Annotated in this window: 14 protein-coding genes; 2 read left to right on the forward strand and 12 right to left on the reverse strand. The window is 69.7% G+C overall.

Translation table 11 applies throughout. The annotated features are described in order from the left end of the window. Positions 1-27: 27 nt before the first annotated feature. Positions 28-1,236, reverse strand: coding sequence for a cytochrome P450 (locus ACQPZP_RS40480; protein WP_433474899.1), 1,209 nt, complete (start codon positions 1,234-1,236; stop codon positions 28-30). A 26-nt stretch (positions 1,237-1,262) separates the two neighbouring features. After that, positions 1,263-1,709 carry a MarR family transcriptional regulator gene (locus tag ACQPZP_RS40485; protein WP_433474900.1) on the reverse strand — a complete coding sequence of 149 codons (447 nt, stop codon included), beginning with the start codon at positions 1,707-1,709 and terminating at the stop codon, positions 1,263-1,265. Between the two features lie 148 nt (positions 1,710-1,857). Here ACQPZP_RS40485 and ACQPZP_RS40490 point away from each other — a divergent pair, with 148 nt between their 5' ends. Then, on the forward strand, positions 1,858-2,688 hold the full coding sequence (locus ACQPZP_RS40490; RefSeq protein WP_433474901.1) for an alpha/beta fold hydrolase: 831 nt from the start codon (positions 1,858-1,860) through the stop codon (positions 2,686-2,688). 620 nt (positions 2,689-3,308) lie between these two features. Here ACQPZP_RS40490 and ACQPZP_RS40495 read toward each other — a convergent pair. From ACQPZP_RS40495 to ACQPZP_RS40505, 3 genes are all read right to left on the reverse strand, one after another. Further along, the gene (locus tag ACQPZP_RS40495) at positions 3,309-4,655 is read right to left on the reverse strand and encodes an SGNH/GDSL hydrolase family protein (RefSeq protein ID WP_433474902.1); all 1,347 of its coding nucleotides are present in this window, start codon (positions 4,653-4,655) and stop codon (positions 3,309-3,311) included. Between the two features lie 1,115 nt (positions 4,656-5,770). Continuing rightward, on the reverse strand, positions 5,771-7,102 hold the full coding sequence (locus tag ACQPZP_RS40500; RefSeq protein ID WP_433474903.1) for a PH domain-containing protein: 1,332 nt from the start codon (positions 7,100-7,102) through the stop codon (positions 5,771-5,773). 164 nt (positions 7,103-7,266) lie between these two features. After that, positions 7,267-7,647: a PH domain-containing protein gene (locus ACQPZP_RS40505; protein WP_433474904.1), complete on the reverse strand. Its 381-nt coding sequence runs from the start codon at positions 7,645-7,647 to the stop codon at positions 7,267-7,269. Between the two features lie 358 nt (positions 7,648-8,005). Between ACQPZP_RS40505 and ACQPZP_RS40510 the strand changes: the two genes are divergently transcribed. Continuing rightward, positions 8,006-9,154 (forward strand): NADH-quinone oxidoreductase subunit D, encoded by a 1,149-nt coding sequence (locus tag ACQPZP_RS40510; RefSeq protein WP_433474905.1) that lies wholly within the window; start codon positions 8,006-8,008, stop codon positions 9,152-9,154. Between the two features lie 33 nt (positions 9,155-9,187). Here the strand turns inward: ACQPZP_RS40510 and ACQPZP_RS40515 are convergent, their stop codons facing one another. The 7 genes from ACQPZP_RS40515 to ftsH form a co-directional block, all read right to left on the reverse strand. Continuing rightward, positions 9,188-9,706 carry a DUF3180 domain-containing protein gene (locus ACQPZP_RS40515; protein ID WP_433474906.1) on the reverse strand — a complete coding sequence of 173 codons (519 nt, stop codon included), beginning with the start codon at positions 9,704-9,706 and terminating at the stop codon, positions 9,188-9,190. Further along, positions 9,703-10,290: a 2-amino-4-hydroxy-6-hydroxymethyldihydropteridine diphosphokinase gene (folK, locus tag ACQPZP_RS40520; RefSeq protein ID WP_433474907.1), complete on the reverse strand. Its 588-nt coding sequence runs from the start codon at positions 10,288-10,290 to the stop codon at positions 9,703-9,705. Before folK ends, ACQPZP_RS40515 begins: the two co-directional genes overlap by 4 nt. Further along, positions 10,287-10,652, reverse strand: coding sequence for a dihydroneopterin aldolase (gene folB / locus ACQPZP_RS40525; protein WP_433464934.1), 366 nt, complete (start codon positions 10,650-10,652; stop codon positions 10,287-10,289). The genes folK and folB overlap by 4 nt, the downstream gene beginning before the upstream one ends. Continuing rightward, positions 10,649-11,086, reverse strand: coding sequence for a nuclear transport factor 2 family protein (locus ACQPZP_RS40530; RefSeq protein ID WP_433464935.1), 438 nt, complete (start codon positions 11,084-11,086; stop codon positions 10,649-10,651). The genes folB and ACQPZP_RS40530 overlap by 4 nt, the downstream gene beginning before the upstream one ends. Continuing rightward, the gene (folP, locus tag ACQPZP_RS40535) at positions 11,083-11,979 is read right to left on the reverse strand and encodes a dihydropteroate synthase (RefSeq protein WP_433474908.1); all 897 of its coding nucleotides are present in this window, start codon (positions 11,977-11,979) and stop codon (positions 11,083-11,085) included. Before folP ends, ACQPZP_RS40530 begins: the two co-directional genes overlap by 4 nt. A 155-nt stretch (positions 11,980-12,134) precedes the next feature. Then, on the reverse strand, positions 12,135-12,716 hold the full coding sequence (folE, locus tag ACQPZP_RS40540; RefSeq protein ID WP_433479759.1) for a GTP cyclohydrolase I FolE: 582 nt from the start codon (positions 12,714-12,716) through the stop codon (positions 12,135-12,137). A 59-nt stretch (positions 12,717-12,775) separates the two neighbouring features. Next, entirely contained in the window at positions 12,776-14,779 is a 2,004-nt protein-coding gene (gene ftsH, locus ACQPZP_RS40545) for an ATP-dependent zinc metalloprotease FtsH (RefSeq protein ID WP_433464937.1), read from the reverse strand. Positions 14,780-14,971 lie beyond the last annotated feature (192 nt).

Genomic DNA, 14,971 nt, shown 5'->3' on the forward strand with positions numbered 1-14,971 from the left:
CGCTCCCTGTTCGGGCTTCCGGAGTGGTCAGCGTTCCACGTGGAGGCTTTCCAGACCACGCAGGACATAGCCGGGCTTCCATTTCGGCTCGGCGGCGAGACGCAGGTCGGGGGCCACACGTAGGAGCGCACCGAACGATTCGGCGAGTTCGATGCGAGCCAGAGGCGCGCCCAGGCAGTAGTGGATCCCGAGGCCGAACGTGATGTGCGGGTTCGGGTCGCGAGATAGGTCGAGCCGATTCGGATCCGCGAACACCTCGGGGTCGCGGTTGGCGGACGCGAACTGCAGCGCCACTTCGGAGCCGCGCGAAATGCCGACGCCGGCGACGGTGATGTCCTCCAGGACCCAGCGTTCGAACATGGGCGCCGGGGTGTCGTAGCGCAGCAGTTCCTCCACGGCGGTGCGGACGAGGTCTGGCCGGGCGCGAAGCCGCTGCAACTCACCGGGGTTGCGGAACAGCGACCACCAGCCGTTGCCGGTCGCGTTGACCGTGGCCTCGTGGCCGGCGTTGAGCAGCAGGACGCAGGTGCCGATCAGCTCGTCCTCGGTGAGCCGGTCGCCCTCGTCCACGACCTGGGTGAGCGCGGTGATGAGGTCGTCGCGCGGCTCGTCCCGCCGGGTGCGGGCGAGACCGCGCAGGTAGTCCGAGAACTCCACGGCGGCGCGCACGGCGGTCCGCTGCGCCTCCTCGGACGGGTTCAGCTCGTACATGCCGCAGATGCCGGCCGACCACGGGCGCAGAAGGTGACGGTCCTCGACGGGGACGCCGAGCATCTCCGCGATCACGTTGACGGGCAGCGGCTCGGCGACCTCGGCGAGCAGGTCGCCGCCGCCCTTGTCGGCGAGCGCCGCCGCCAGTTCGCCGGCCAGGCGCCTGATCGTTGGGCGGAGCCCCTCCACCATGCGGGCGGTGAACGCCTTGGACACCAGGCGCCGCAGCCTCGTGTGCGTGGGGGGTTCCACGTCCAGCATCCCGGCGCGGATGAGATCCCAGAACGGCTTGAGGAACTCGGCCTCCGGAGCCTGGCCGAACTCCTCGTGGCCCGCGATGTGGAGGTACGACCGCCCGAGGCGCCGGTCCCGCAGCAGCGCGTCGACGTCCTCGTACCGGCTGATCACCCACTGGCCGGTGGGCTCGTGGAAGAACACCGGACGCTCGGCGCGGAGTCGCTCGAACGCCGGATACGGGTCCGCCACGAACGCGGGGGACCAGGGGTCATAGGCCAAATCGCTCATGTGCCGACGATATTCGCATCCCGGACTTATCCGGAGCGAAGCTGGGACACCGAACCGGGCGAAAGGCGGCGCGCCAGCGTCTCCAGCGCGGCCGTCACCTCACCGACGTGCTCGTCTCCGCCGAGGGCCGCCGCGAGGGCCACGTCGATCGTGGTCGCGCGCACTTCGGCCACGCGCTCAGACGGCTCGTCCGCGACGCGAACCAGCGAGCGGCGGCGGTCGTCCGGATCGGGCGCCGCCACCACCGACCCCGTCTCCCGCAGCCGCGCGACCGCGGTCGAGACCTGGCTCTGCGGCAGCCCGGTGCGCTCGGCGATCTCCCCGACGGCGCTGTCCGGGTGGACGACGATGTCGCTCAGCACGATCAGGACCGCGCGCGTCCCGCCCCTCCTCCCGTCACGCGGGGAGGGCATGGCCTCCTCGCCGATCTTCATCAGCGTCCGGCCCAGCAGGAACAGCTCGACTCCGTTCACGGCCTCAACTTACATCATTCTAGATGCATCTAACTTGATACATCTATTTCGATGCTTTACGGTGGCATCACCCGCGAGCCCCCGGGCCGACCGCGAGGACCGCCCCGGCGGCCTCTCGCGAAGACCCACACCCCTCAAGGAGGACCTGATGTCCGTCAAGACCACGATGCTTCCCGTTCCCGGCGCCGACCTGTACGTCGAGGTCAGGGGCGACGGACCGATGCTGGTCATCGGCCAGAGCGGCGAAGGCGATGCCCGGCGCAGCGCCGACATGGTCGACCGCCTGGTCGAGCACTACACCCTCGTCACCTATGACCGGCGCGGCCTGTCCCGGACGAAGGTCTCCGACCCGTCCGCCTTCGTCCCGCCGGAGACGCACGCCGAGGACGTCCACCACCTGCTGGCCGCCCTCACTGACGAACTCGCTCTTATGCTCGGATGCAGCCTCGGCGCCCTCTACGGCCTTCACCTGGCGGCGGCCCACCCCGGGCAACTGGCCACCCTCATCGCCCACGATCCCGCCACCCCCTGCCTGCTGCCGCCCGCCGACCGCACCCGGATCGAACGCCTCCTCGCCGACGTCGAGAGCACCGCCCGCACCGGCGACTGGCGCGCCGCCGTCGCGAAGGTCGCCGCCGCCACCGGCCTCGATCCCGCGAGCATGAAGACCGAGTCCGGCGTCACCGCGGTCCCCATGACCGAGGACCGCGCGGCCAACATGACCTACTACCTGACCAACGACGTCGCGGGCCTGCGCCGCGACACCCTCGGCGCCGCCGCGATCACCACCGCCGCCACGACGACGCGCATCATCCCGGCCGCAGGCGCCGCCTCGATCCACGCGTGGAACTACCAGTGCGCCCAAGAACTGGCGGCCGCCCTCAACACACCGCTCGTCGAGTTCCCGGGCGGCCACAACGGCAACACGGCCTACCCAAACGCCTTCGCAGCCCGCCTACACGACCTCTTGACCAACTGACGGACGTCGCCCCAACCCAGACAAACCTCTGCCGGGCACCACACCACCGCCCCCAGGCCGCAGCGGACCTGCCCCCTTCCCCACCCGAACCCCCTGACGACCACCGTCATCACGCCCAGCCCACCACACCACAAACCCAGCACAGCCCAGACACCCGAAACCACCGCCCTACCGCCCACCCGACAAGGCACACCGACACCGCTCATAGCACCGCCCACAACACCACCCGTGGGGCCGCTCTTGGCACCGGCCGACAACTCGCGGCACCGCTCTCAGCACGGCCCAGCCGAGGCCAGCCGTCGCAACGCATGGCCGACTTCGGCCCTTGCACCGTCCAGCCGATACCGGTCGTGGCGCCAGCGACGCGGACCGTGGTCCCGATTGGCGAGAGGGCCTGGAGGCCCGCGGCGGTAGGCCGATGCCGCCCCCCGTGGGGAGGGCCTGGGCCGGACACCGGACACCGGCCGCCGGGCGTCCATGCCTCGTTCTGCTCCCACTACTCGGCGGACGATCCGGCGACCGGCGCGCTCATATTCCGGCGGGGGGCGGCGTGAAGTCCGGCTGGAGTGTCGGGCGGGGCAGCGGGCGGGGGCGCGTTGCGAATCGCTCGGTGGGTGGCATCAGTTGAAGCCGAAGGTCGGAGGAAGCGGTGCCCGGCGGAAAAGGGTCGGCGGGACGGCGTCGGCGAGGGCCTTGTAGCCGGTCGGGTTCAGGTGCAGGTGATCCCCGACATCGAGGGACGGCAGGAGCCGGCGCGGGTCGGCCGGGTCGCGGGCCGCGCGGTCGAAGTCGATGACGGCGTCGAAGCGGTGGCCGACGCGGATCCATGCGTTGACGGTCTGGCGCGCCTCCTCCCGGTACCCGCCCTGGTCGTCGTACATGGTGTTGCCGCCGAACGGGGTGAGCGTAGCGCCGTACACCCGGATGCCCTGCGCGTGCGCGCGGACGATGATCTGGTCGTAGGCCGCGATGAGATCGTCCGCGACCTGCTTCTGCGGCGCTGGAGCGGCTTCGGCGGTGCCGATGTCATTGACCCCCTCGAACACGACCAGCCATTGGACGCCGCTCTGGGCGAGCACATCGCGGTCCAGCCGGGCGAGCGCGTTGGGGCCCAGACCGTCGTTGAGGACGCGGTTGCCACCTGCCGCCTGGTTGACGATGGCGATGCCGCTCGTGGCCGGACCGGACTGCAGCCGGTCCAGCAACTGGTCCGGCCAGCGGTCGTTCATGTTGGTCGTGGAGCCGCGTCCATCGGTGAGCGAGTCCCCAAGCATGGCGGCCGTCGCGGTGGTGGGAGCGGCCCACACCTCCAGTCCGCTGAGGAAGTACCAGTGGTCGGTGTGGGTCGCCCCAGGCAGATCGGTGTCCCCGAGATGGTCGCCCGCCAGCATGTAGGAGGTTGTCCTGGAGCCGGGGTGGGACGTGATGTTCGTCGAGGCCTGACCGTCCGCCAGGTAGATCGTCACGGTCAGGATGGACCGGGGCGCCACCGGGAATGTCAGCGGATCGGAGACCATCTGCGCGCCGACCGGGATGACCGTCGCCGAGCGGCCATGGAACGTCACGGGCCGGGACGTCCCCGGCTCGATCGCGCTGACGCCCGCCTTCCCGCCGGCGGGCAGGGCCACGGACACCTTGGTGATCGGGAGCGGCGCCCCGCCGAACGCGTTGGAGAACCGCAGGCGCACGTTCCGGCCGCCGGCCGAGACCCGGACGGTCTGGCGCAGGGTCGCGTCGTCGAAGACCCCGTCGTCCTGGGTGAACGGGGGCGGAGGCATGTTGCCGGGCTCGGTCAGCTGCGGCATCGACGCCCAGCTGCCGATCCAGTGGCCGCCGATCTTCGGTGCGGCCCGGCCGCCCGCCGTGCGAGGCGCGCCCTCCGCACCCGTGGCGGCGACCGAGAACGATGCCGCGACGAGGGCGGCCACGAGCACCAGGACGGCGGCCGACCTGGCGACCGGAGGCATCCCGTTCACCCGCTGCGCGAGGGCACCCGTTCTCCGCCCTGGGCGCCGGACAGGGACAAGCGGAAGACGTCTCACCACAGCTCTCCGATCGACTCAGCGAACGAGGGCCACACCTTCGAAAACTTTCGAACTCTTTCGAACTTCTGGCCGAACGTACGTCGCCGAGATCACCACGTCAAGAACGATTCACCGAAACGCCTTCCAACACGGCCGACCCGGCACCCTGGACTAACCTCGAACTCCAAGCCAGCCGCGAGTTCCGCAGATCCCCAGGCCCGTTGTTCTCGCAGCACGTGAACCGCACGTCGCCACGCTGGCGCCCCTTCACGCCGCGAGGCGCTTCCTTCTCAAATCCCAGACACCACACACCCCCGTTGACCCCGCTCCACGAGACGACCTACGTTTGCGAGCACCATCTCGATACATTTCGAAAAAAGCCGAAACCCTCGGTGCCGGGCACCAGCCAGCCCGCCCGTCACCCTGGCCGGTCGACCTCCCCTCAACTGGCCGGTCGGCGGGCCTACCCCCACCCCGCCAACTGGCCACCTCAGCTGGCCAGCCGGGCGCCCACTCACTCCAGAGAGCTGGCCAGCCCTCACCATGGCCGGTTGACCAGGCCATCGCCTTCGGCCGGTCGAGCGGGCGCGCCCGACCGGCCCGTCGGCGGGCCTACCCCCCACCCGGACAACTGGCCCCCCCTCAGCTGGCCAGCCGGGCGCCCACTCACTCCAGAGAGCTGGCCAGCCCTCACCATGGCCGGTCGAGCAGGCCATCGCCTCTGCTGGTCGAGCAGGCCATCGCCTCTGCTGGTCGAGCGGGCCATCGCCTCGGCTGGTCGGGAAGGCGTGCCCGACCGGCCCGACGGCATGCGGGCGCCCGTTCCAGGCTGGAAGCGGAGACGGGGCCTTTACCGTGCCTGGGTCGGCCCGCCCTCCCCCCTTGGGCGGGCCGACCGGATCCATCGTGGGGTGCGGCGGGGAGGAGGGTGAACAGAATCGCGTTCTGTGGATAACCGATGCCGCTCCAGCCCCCGGATGTGGAGAGGGGGCCGTCGAAGGCTCGTCGTCCGGGTGAACGCCGTAGGTCAGGGCGCCGGTCTTGCCTGTGGAGGCGGGTCAGCGGGCCCAGCGGGTGGGGTCTCCGCCGCCTCCCCGGCGGGCGGCGAGGGCGCGGCGGGCGGTTGATTCGACGATGGCCCGGGCCTCGCCGAGTTCGCGGTCCGTCGCGGCGACCTGGACCGGCCCGGGGGGCGCGTCCACGTGGACGGTGGCCAGCCCCAGCATGCGCTGGAACGGGTTCACCGTGAGCCGGACGCTCTGCGCGCGCGCGTGAGCGATGACGTCCGTGCGGCGGCACGGCCACCCGTGCCGGGTCACGAAGACGACGTCGTCAGTGCCGGCACCATCGGCGTGGTCGACCGCCACGGCCTTGGACGACGCTGGGACGAGGGCCACGGCATCGACGTTCGTCCCAGGAAAGACCTGCGAGACGAGGTGCATGGCGACGTGACGGGGCGCGACGGGCAGCAAGGTCGAGGACAGGGCCTGGCGCTCGCCCGCGTATCCGGCGACGGTGACCTCGACGCGGGCCCAGCCGAGACTCCGCCAGATCACCGGTTCCACGATGCTGACGGCCTGGACCCGGCCTGGAGGCAGCGTCTGCATCCGGGTCTCCAGCAGCCCGTAGCGCAGCCGGATCCCGTCCGGCGACATCGCGACGGTGAAGTTCGCGTACATCACCAGAGGCGCGACCACCGCCCGGATGAGCCCGAGCAGGACGGGGACGGTGACCGCGAGGATACCGCCCTCCGCGTACATCACGAAGAAGATCAGGGACGCGAGGAAGAGCAGCGCCGTCCCGAGGACGGGCAGCCGCACGACCAGTGAGCCGAGCAGGGACCCGAACGGGACCCGCCACAGGTGCCGTTCGGGCGCTTCCGGCGTTTGGCCCGGGAGCCCCGCCGCGCGGGCCAGGAGTTCGGCGCGCAGTCGCTGCGCCGATTGCCGTCCCAGGTACCGGAGCGCGATCTCGCTCTGCTCACCGCCGGCGAGTTCCACCCGCACTTCCGCCAGCGCGAACACCCGCGTCACCAGCGGACGGACGAGGTCGATGGCCTGGATGCGCGAAAGCGGCATGCGGCGCACGTTCTTGCGGAGGATGCCGGTCTCGACGACGAGATCGTCGTTTTCGATGCGGAAGCGGAGGGCCAGCCACGTCCAGAGGCCTGTGACCACCGCGACCACTCCCATGGGGACGGTCACCAGGATGAACCTGACAATCACCTCCGCGGTGAAGGCCAGGGTGACACCGCTGTTCGTCTGGGTCAGCAGCAGCGGGAAGCCGAGAAGGACGAAGTAGATGATGAGAAAGATGAACGCGCGCAGCGGGGCCGTCGCCCAGTGGAGCCTGTGCGTGCCCGCGGAGAACGGGATCTGCGGACGCTGCACCTGCGGGGGGCCATAGCCATACGGAGGACGAGGCGGGCCATATGAAGGACTTGGCGGGCCGTATGGCGGCCCTGGCCGCCCTTGGGGACCGTAAGGGCCAGGGCGTCCCGGTGGGCCGGGTGGTCTCGGTGGCCCTGGCGGACCGTATGGGCCGTAGGGGCCGCTCATAGGCCCATGCTCCGTTCTTCGCCCTTTTGCGCCAGACGGTCGCGCAGCAGCGCGGCCTCAGCGGCGGGCAGCCCCGGGATGGTCGCGTCCGTCGCGGCCGCGGCGGTGTGCATCCGGACGGTGGCGATGCCCATCCACCGCTCAAGAAGCCCCGCAGTGACGTCCACGAACTGCATACGCCCGTACGGGACGACGATGAGGCGCCGCACGAACACGCCATGGGTCACGATGAGGTCGTCGCCACGCTCGACATAGCCGTACGCCCGGCGATCCAGTTCCGCGACCAGCGAGGTGAGCACGACCCCAAGGAAGGTGGCGGCGATCCACATGGCGGCCGCTATGACGCCGCCGTTCCTCCAAACGATGAACGCCCCCACGCCACCGACCGGAATCGCCCACAGGACGGCTGTGAGAAGCCTGTGCAAGGCATGGCGCTTGGAGATGGGCGACCAGTGGAGGCCGCCCCCAGGCGCGAACGCCTGGTCCGCCTGATAGACGGGCGGGCCTTGCGGCGGCGGGTATGGTGCCTGTACCTGCCCCTGACCAGGCGGTTGACCGCCTGGGCCCGGGCCGGCCGGCGCGGGCTGGTGCGCCGCGCCCTGGGTTCCAGGCTGCGCGACGGGCTCGTATGGCGGTTCGCCGTGGCTCGCGTTCATTGCCCCCTAGTCAACCGGATAACGAGCACCGCTCGCCATGGGACCATGAAGCGGTGACCGGAGCGGCGGAGACGCGACCATGACCACCGAACGGATCGTCGGGATCGGTGCGGGCGCCAAGGAGCTCGCCACCGAGGACATGACCCTGAACATCGGCCCCCAGCACCCGTCCACGCACGGGGTGCTCCGGCTGAAGCTGACCTTGGACGGCGAACGCATCTCGGCCGCGGAGCCCATCGTCGGGTACATGCACCGGGGCGCGGAGAAGCTCTTCGAGGTCCGCGACTTCCGCCAGATCATCGTCCTGGCGAACCGGCACGACTGGCTGTCGGCGTTCTCCAGCGAGCTCGGTGTCGTTCTCGCCGTCGAACGCATGCTCGGCATGGAGGTCCCGGCGCGCGCCGTTTGGGCGAGGACGCTGCTGGCGGAGCTCAACAGGATCCTCAACCACCTGATGTTCCTCGGCTCCTATCCGCTCGAAGTGGGCGCCATCACCCCGATCTTCTACGCGTTCCGTGAGCGTGAGGCGCTGCAGCGGGTGATGGAGGAGATCTCCGGCGGACGCATGCACTACATGTTCAACCGGGTCGGCGGGCTGAAGGACGAGTTGCCGGCCGGCTGGACGGCGCGCGCGCGGACGGCGGTGTCCGAGGTCCGTGGCCGCATGGGCGACATCGACGACCTCATCATGGGCAACGAGATCTTCCGTGCCCGCACCAGAGGCGTCGGTGTCCTCACCCAGGAGCAGATCCTGCAGTACGGGGTGTCCGGCCCTATCGCGCGTGCGTCCGGCCTGGACTTCGACCTCCGCCGGGATGAGCCCTACCTCGCCTATGGCGACCTGGACGTCCGCGTGGTCACCCGGTCGGAGGGCGACTGCCTGGCCCGGTTCGAGTGCCTGCTGGACCAGGTGCACGCGTCCCTCGACCTCGCCGACGCCTGCCTCGACCGCTTGGTGGACCTCCCGCCCGGCCCCATCAACCAGCGGCTTCCGAAGGTGCTGAAGGTTCCGGAGGGCCACACCTACGCCTGGACGGAGAACCCGCTGGGCATCAACGGGTACTACCTCGTGTCGCACGGCGAGAAGACACCGTGGCGCCTGAAGCTTCGGTCGGCGTCGTTCAACAACATCCAGGTGCTCACGGAACTGCTGCCCGGCAACCTGGTCGCGGACATGATCGCCATCCTCGGCTCGATGTTCTTCGTCGTCGGCGACATCGACAAGTAGCCCCGCACCACGCGTCCGGACCCTCACACGCGCTCAGGCGCGTGATGCGCGGCGGTCGCGTTCCTCCTCGTCCGGGTCCTTGGGCACCCGGCACGCGTACTCCAGGAAGAACGCCGCAGCCACCAGCACGCACGCCGCGAGGAACGTGCCGCCGCTCACGAAGAAGTCGTGCCGGGGCGTCGGCTTGTCGAGGGAGGACGCCAGGCTCGCGGCGAAACCGGCGAACACCCCCGCGATGACCGCGGCGGAGTGCGCGCTGGCCTTCCCCAGGGCGGCCAGGCGCGCCACCGCCATCGGGTCTAGCGGCTTCTGCCGCTTCTGCGCCGGCTTGCGTCCCGCGTCAGGCCCCCGCCTCCGGCCCGGTGCGCGGCGGATGCGGAGCAGCACGTTCAGCCCGCTGAAGCCCTCGCCGAGGGCGAGGAGCAGCAGCGTCGGCACCGCCGTCCATGGCAGCGGCGGCAGCGAGACGTAGGCAGAACGCAGCACCGCCCACGTGATCACTCCGATGACGACCACGAGGGCGATGAGGAACAGCGGACGGGACGGTTTCATGCAGGCTGCTGCAACGCCAGGTCGTCGCGCCGCCGGACGGCCGACGGACCACCCTCGGACTGCTTGGCCTGGGCCAGGTCACCGACGCGGCCGTGCCCCGGCAGGAGAACGTCCGGCTCGATGTCGGCCCACGGGACGAGAACGAAGGCGCGCTCGTGCGCGCGCGGGTGCGGGAGCGTCAGAGCGGGGTCGTTCATCGAAATGTCCCCGAACACCACGATGTCGATGTCGAGGGTCCGAGGGCCCCAGCGGACCACACGTTCCCGGCGCATCGAGTTCTCGATGTTGAGGACGCGCTCGAGCAGGTTCTCCGGTGGCAGCCGCGTGTCGGCGACCAGCACGATGTTCAGGAAGTCGCCCTGCTCGGGGATGCTCTCCCCCGGCGGCGCGTAGGGCGCGGTCTCGTAGACGGGGGAGAACGCCACGAAGTGCAGCCCCGGAGCGTCGAACAGCGCGTCGACCGCCCCCTGGATGTTGTCCAGCCGGTCCCCGAGGTTGCTGCCGATCGAGAACACGACACGGTGCTGGACCAGCATGTGTCCACCGGTGGCGGTGCGGTCGGGCATGCGGTCGGACGCTGTCATGGGCGACTCCTCGTGATCTTCACGGCGACGTCCGTGAAGGGGTGCGGGATCGGGGCGCTCGGCTTGTGGACGGTGATCTCGACCTCGGACACCGTCCGGTCTTCCAGACATATCTTCGCCAACCGGTCGGCCAACGTTTCGAGGAGGTCGACGGGCTCCCCCTCGACGACGGCGACCAGCCGGCCGGCGAGCGTTCCGTAGTCGACGGTACGCGAGAGGTCATCGCCCGCCGCCGCCGGGCGGGTGTCGAGGCCGAGGACGGCGTCCACGACGAACTCCTGGCCCAGCTCACGCTCGGCGGGCAGGCATCCGTGCCGCCCCCGCGCGCGGAGCCCGCGCAGCTCGATGCGGTCGAGAGTCATTCTTCCTCTGCATCCACGACGTTGAGGACGGGCGAACCATGGTGCAGCAGAAGCCGCCACTCCCCGTCCACCCGCACGAACACGTTCGTCGCGACGATGCTTCCCCCGGCGAGGAACCCGGCCTCGGTGTCCTCGTCGGCCGTGAGGATGTTCTCCTTGCACGTCACGACGGCGTGATCGCCGTATACATCGGTTTCGACATCGGTCAGCACGAACTGGATGTAGGTCGTGTTGGCCATGATGAGCGCCCACGAGCGCAGCACCGCCTCACGTCCCCGCAGCATCGTCCAGCCGGGATGCACGCAGGAGACGCCTTCGGCGTAGGAGCCGTCCGCCCACACCGCCGACATCCGGTCGAAGTCGCCTTCCTCGAACGCGGCATAGAACTCGGCGTGGACCTCGTCCACGTCGGCGCGGTTCACGGCACGGCTCACAGGCGGGGACCTCCGTCGTCGGAACGGTCTTCAATGGCTGGACGGGCCGCGCGCATGGCGGCCGCCACTCGCACCGCGTCCGCGTTGGGCCGGACCCTGTGCACCCTCACGCACCATGCCCCGGCGGCCGCCACGAGCGCCGTGACGGCCACGGTCGCGTCGTCGCATTCGGCGAACGGGCGGCGCGTCCCGTCCGGTTCGGCCAGGAGCCGGGTCAGGAACCCTTTGCGGGACGCCCCTACCAGGACGGGATAGCCGAGACCGGTGAACGCGTCCAGATGGGCGAGCAGCGACCAGTTATGCCCAGTCTCCGGGTTCTTGGCGAAGCCCAGCCCTGGGTCGAGCACGATCAGCGACGGATCGACGCCCTCGTTCAGCACGGCGTCGACCCTGTGCTGCAGCTCGTCGCGTACCTCACGGACAACGTCCGAATAGATGGCGCGGGTCTGCATGTCGTGACTGTGGCCTCGCCAATGCATCACGACGTACGGGACACCCGCCGCGGCCACCACCCGCGGCATGTCCGGGTCGGCCAGGCCACCGCTGACATCGTTCACCAGGCGGGCGCCCACACCGACCGCGGCCTCGGCGACCTCGGCGCGCATGGTGTCGACACTGACCGGAACGTTCTCAGCGGTGAGCGCCTTGATGACGGGAAGCACGCGGCGCAGTTCCTCGTCCTGCGACACACGCTGTGCGCCAGGTCGCGTGGACTCACCGCCGACGTCAACGATGTCGGCGCCCTCCGCGACAAGATCGAGCCCATGCCGGATGGCCTTCTCCGGGTCGAACCAGGCACCGCCGTCCGAGAACGAGTCCGGGGTCACATTGACCACGCCCATGACGAGGCAGCGCCCTGGCGCGGGCAGCCCCGGAACGGCGGCACTGGTCATGTCACCCAACCCTATGCCTTGGAATCCCTCCCCCGGAGCGGCGCCTTCGCCGCCCCGGTGCGTCCGGCATACCCCCTCCCGAAACAGCGGAACGGGCCTCAGCGCGACGCTGAGGCCCGTTCGGGCGGTTCGGTGGCCCCGAGAGGGCCGGACGATCAGGAGCGGCCGAGAATCAGGCTCATCGCCTCGGAACGCGTCTCGGCATGATCCCGGAAGTCTCCGCGCACCGCCGACGTCACCGTCTTCGCGCCGGGCTTCCGCACACCGCGCATTGTCATGCACAGGTGTTCGGCCTCGATCACCACGATCGCCCCGCGCGGCTCCAGGACCTTCATCAGCGCGTCCGCGACCTGGCTGGTGAGGCGTTCCTGTACCTGCGGGCGGCGGGCGTACACGTCCACCAGCCTGGCCAGCTTCGACAGACCGGTGATCTGCCCCTTCTTGTTGGGCGTGTACCCCACATGCGCTACGCCGTGGAAGGGCACCAGGTGGTGCTCGCACACGGAGTACACCTCGATGTCCTTCACCAGGACCATTTCCTCGTGGTCGGCGTCGAACACCGTGGTCAGCGCGTCCTCGGGCGTCTGGCGCAGGCCGGCGAACTGCTCCGCGTACGCCCGCGCCACCCGCGCGGGCGTTTCACGGAGCCCGTCACGGTCGGGGTCCTCCCCGATGCCGATCAGGATCTCCCGGACGGCCTTCTCGATGCGCGCATGGTCGAAGTGCCCGCCGTGCAGAGTCTCCTCTTGCGGGTCCTCTTCGAGAGGCGCCTCGTCGTACGGAATCGCCAAGACGGTCAGCTTTCGCCCGGGGCCGGGTCGACGGCCTCGGAGGTGACGCCGCCCTGGCCGTTGTTCTTGGTCAGGTCGGCGACGTCCTGCGGGCCGAGCAGGGCCAGTTCCTTGGGCGAGAGCACCGGCGGACGGTCCGACGGGAGGCGCTTGCCGTAGCCGGTGTAGGAGTTCTGGTGCGGCCGCTTCTGGATCGGCGCGAAGATCTCCAGCACCATGTCCTTCGACAGGGTCTCCTTCTCCATCAGGTTGACGACGAGCTCGTCCAGGACGTCCCGGTACTCGACGAGGATCTCCCACGCCGTGTCGTGGGCCGCCTCGATGTAGCGGCGGACCTCGTCATCGATCGCGGACGCGATGTCCTCGGAGTAGTCGCGCTCGTGGCCCATGTCGCGGCCGAGGAAGACCTCGCCCTGCCCGGTGCCGAACTTACGGGCGCCCAGGCGCTCGCTCATGCCGTATTCGGTCACCATATTGCGGGCGATGGAGCTGGCCTTCTCGATGTCGTTGGCCGCACCCGTCGTCGGCTCGTGGAACACGAGTTCCTCGGCGGTGCGCCCACCGAGCAGCATGGCGAGCTGGTCGGTCATCTCGGAGCGCGTGGTGAGGAACTTGTCCTCCATCGGGAGGGTCATGGTGTAGCCCAGGGCCCTGCCGCGCGGAAGGATCGTCACCTTGTGCACCGGGTCGGAGTTCGGCAGCGCGTGCGCCACCAGAGCGTGCCCGCCCTCGTGGTAGGCGATGATCTTCTTTTCCTTCTCCGACATCACCCGGGTCTTGCGCTCCGGCCCGGCCATGACGCGGTCGATGGACTCCTCCAGGGTGTCCATGTCGATCAGCTTGCGGTCGAAGCGCGCGGTGAGCAGGGCCGCCTCGTTGATGACGTTGGCCAGGTCGGCGCCGGTGAAGCCGGGGGTGCGGCGCGCGATGACGTCCAGGTCGACGTCCTGCGCGAACGGCTTGCCGCGGCCGTGCACCCGCAGGATGCCCTTGCGGCCCTCCAGGTCGGGACGGTCGACGGTGACCTGGCGGTCGAAGCGGCCCGGACGCAGCAGCGCCGGGTCGAGGATGTCGGGACGGTTCGTCGCGGCGATCAGGATCACGCCGCCCTTGACGTCGAACCCGTCCATCTCGACCAGCAGCTGGTTCAGGGTCTGCTCACGCTCGTCGTGACCGCCGCCGAGGCCCGCGCCGCGGTGCCGGCCGACGGCGTCGATCTCGTCGATGAAGATGATCGAGGGGGCGTTGGTCTTGGCCTGCTCGAACAGGTCTCGGACACGGGACGCGCCCACACCGACGAACATCTCGACGAAGTCGGAGCCGGAGATCGAGTAGAACGGCACGCCCGCCTCGCCGGCCACGGCGCGCGCCAGCAGCGTCTTACCGGTGCCGGGCGGGCCGTACAGCAGCACGCCCTTGGGGATCTTGGCGCCGATCGACTGGAACTTCGCCGGGTTCTGCAGGAAGTCCTTGATCTCTTCCAGCTCTTCCAGGGCCTCATCGGCCCCGGCCACGTCGGCGAAGGTGGTCTTCGGGGTGTCCTTGGTGATGAGCTTGGCCTTGGACTTGCCGAAGTTCATCACCCGCGAGCCGCCGCCCTGCATCTGGTTCATGATGAACAGGAAGATCAGCACGATGACCACGATGGGCAGCAGGCTGAACAGCAGGTTCAGGAAGAAACTCTGCTTCGGGACATCGACGTTGTAGCCGCCCGGCAGCTTGCCCGCGTCGGCCTGCTTCTGCAGCTGCTGCTGCAGCTGGAGCCCCTGGCCGTCGACCCAGGAGGCCTGCTGCTGCTTGCCGTTCCTGAGGGTGAGCTCGATCCGCTGGTCCTTGTCAACGATCTTGGCGGACTTCACCTGGCCCGCGTTGATCTCCTGGACCACCTTGGAGGTGTCGACCTTCTCGAACGAACGGCCGGGGTTGACGCCCCACATGACGAGGGCGACCAAAAGGCCGAACAGCAGGATCCACAGCAGCGGCCCGCGAAAGTAGCGCTTCACGTCCATTTATCCGGTTACCCCTGTGGGGGCCCGTCCCTCCTGACCAACGTCTGTGTGTGATCCTCGCCCGTCCCGGGGGACGAACGCCACTGCGACCAGCAATGCGTCCGGCGAAGGCCCGTCGCCCGAGGCTCCGGACCCGCCGTGGCGGCTTCCCTCACGTGCTCCCGGACCCAGGGTCCGGGACATCGACGGTAC

Origin of the sequence: Spirillospora sp. CA-142024, assembly GCF_050942325.1 — a bacterium.
GTDB lineage: Bacteria > Actinomycetota > Actinomycetes > Streptosporangiales > Streptosporangiaceae > Spirillospora.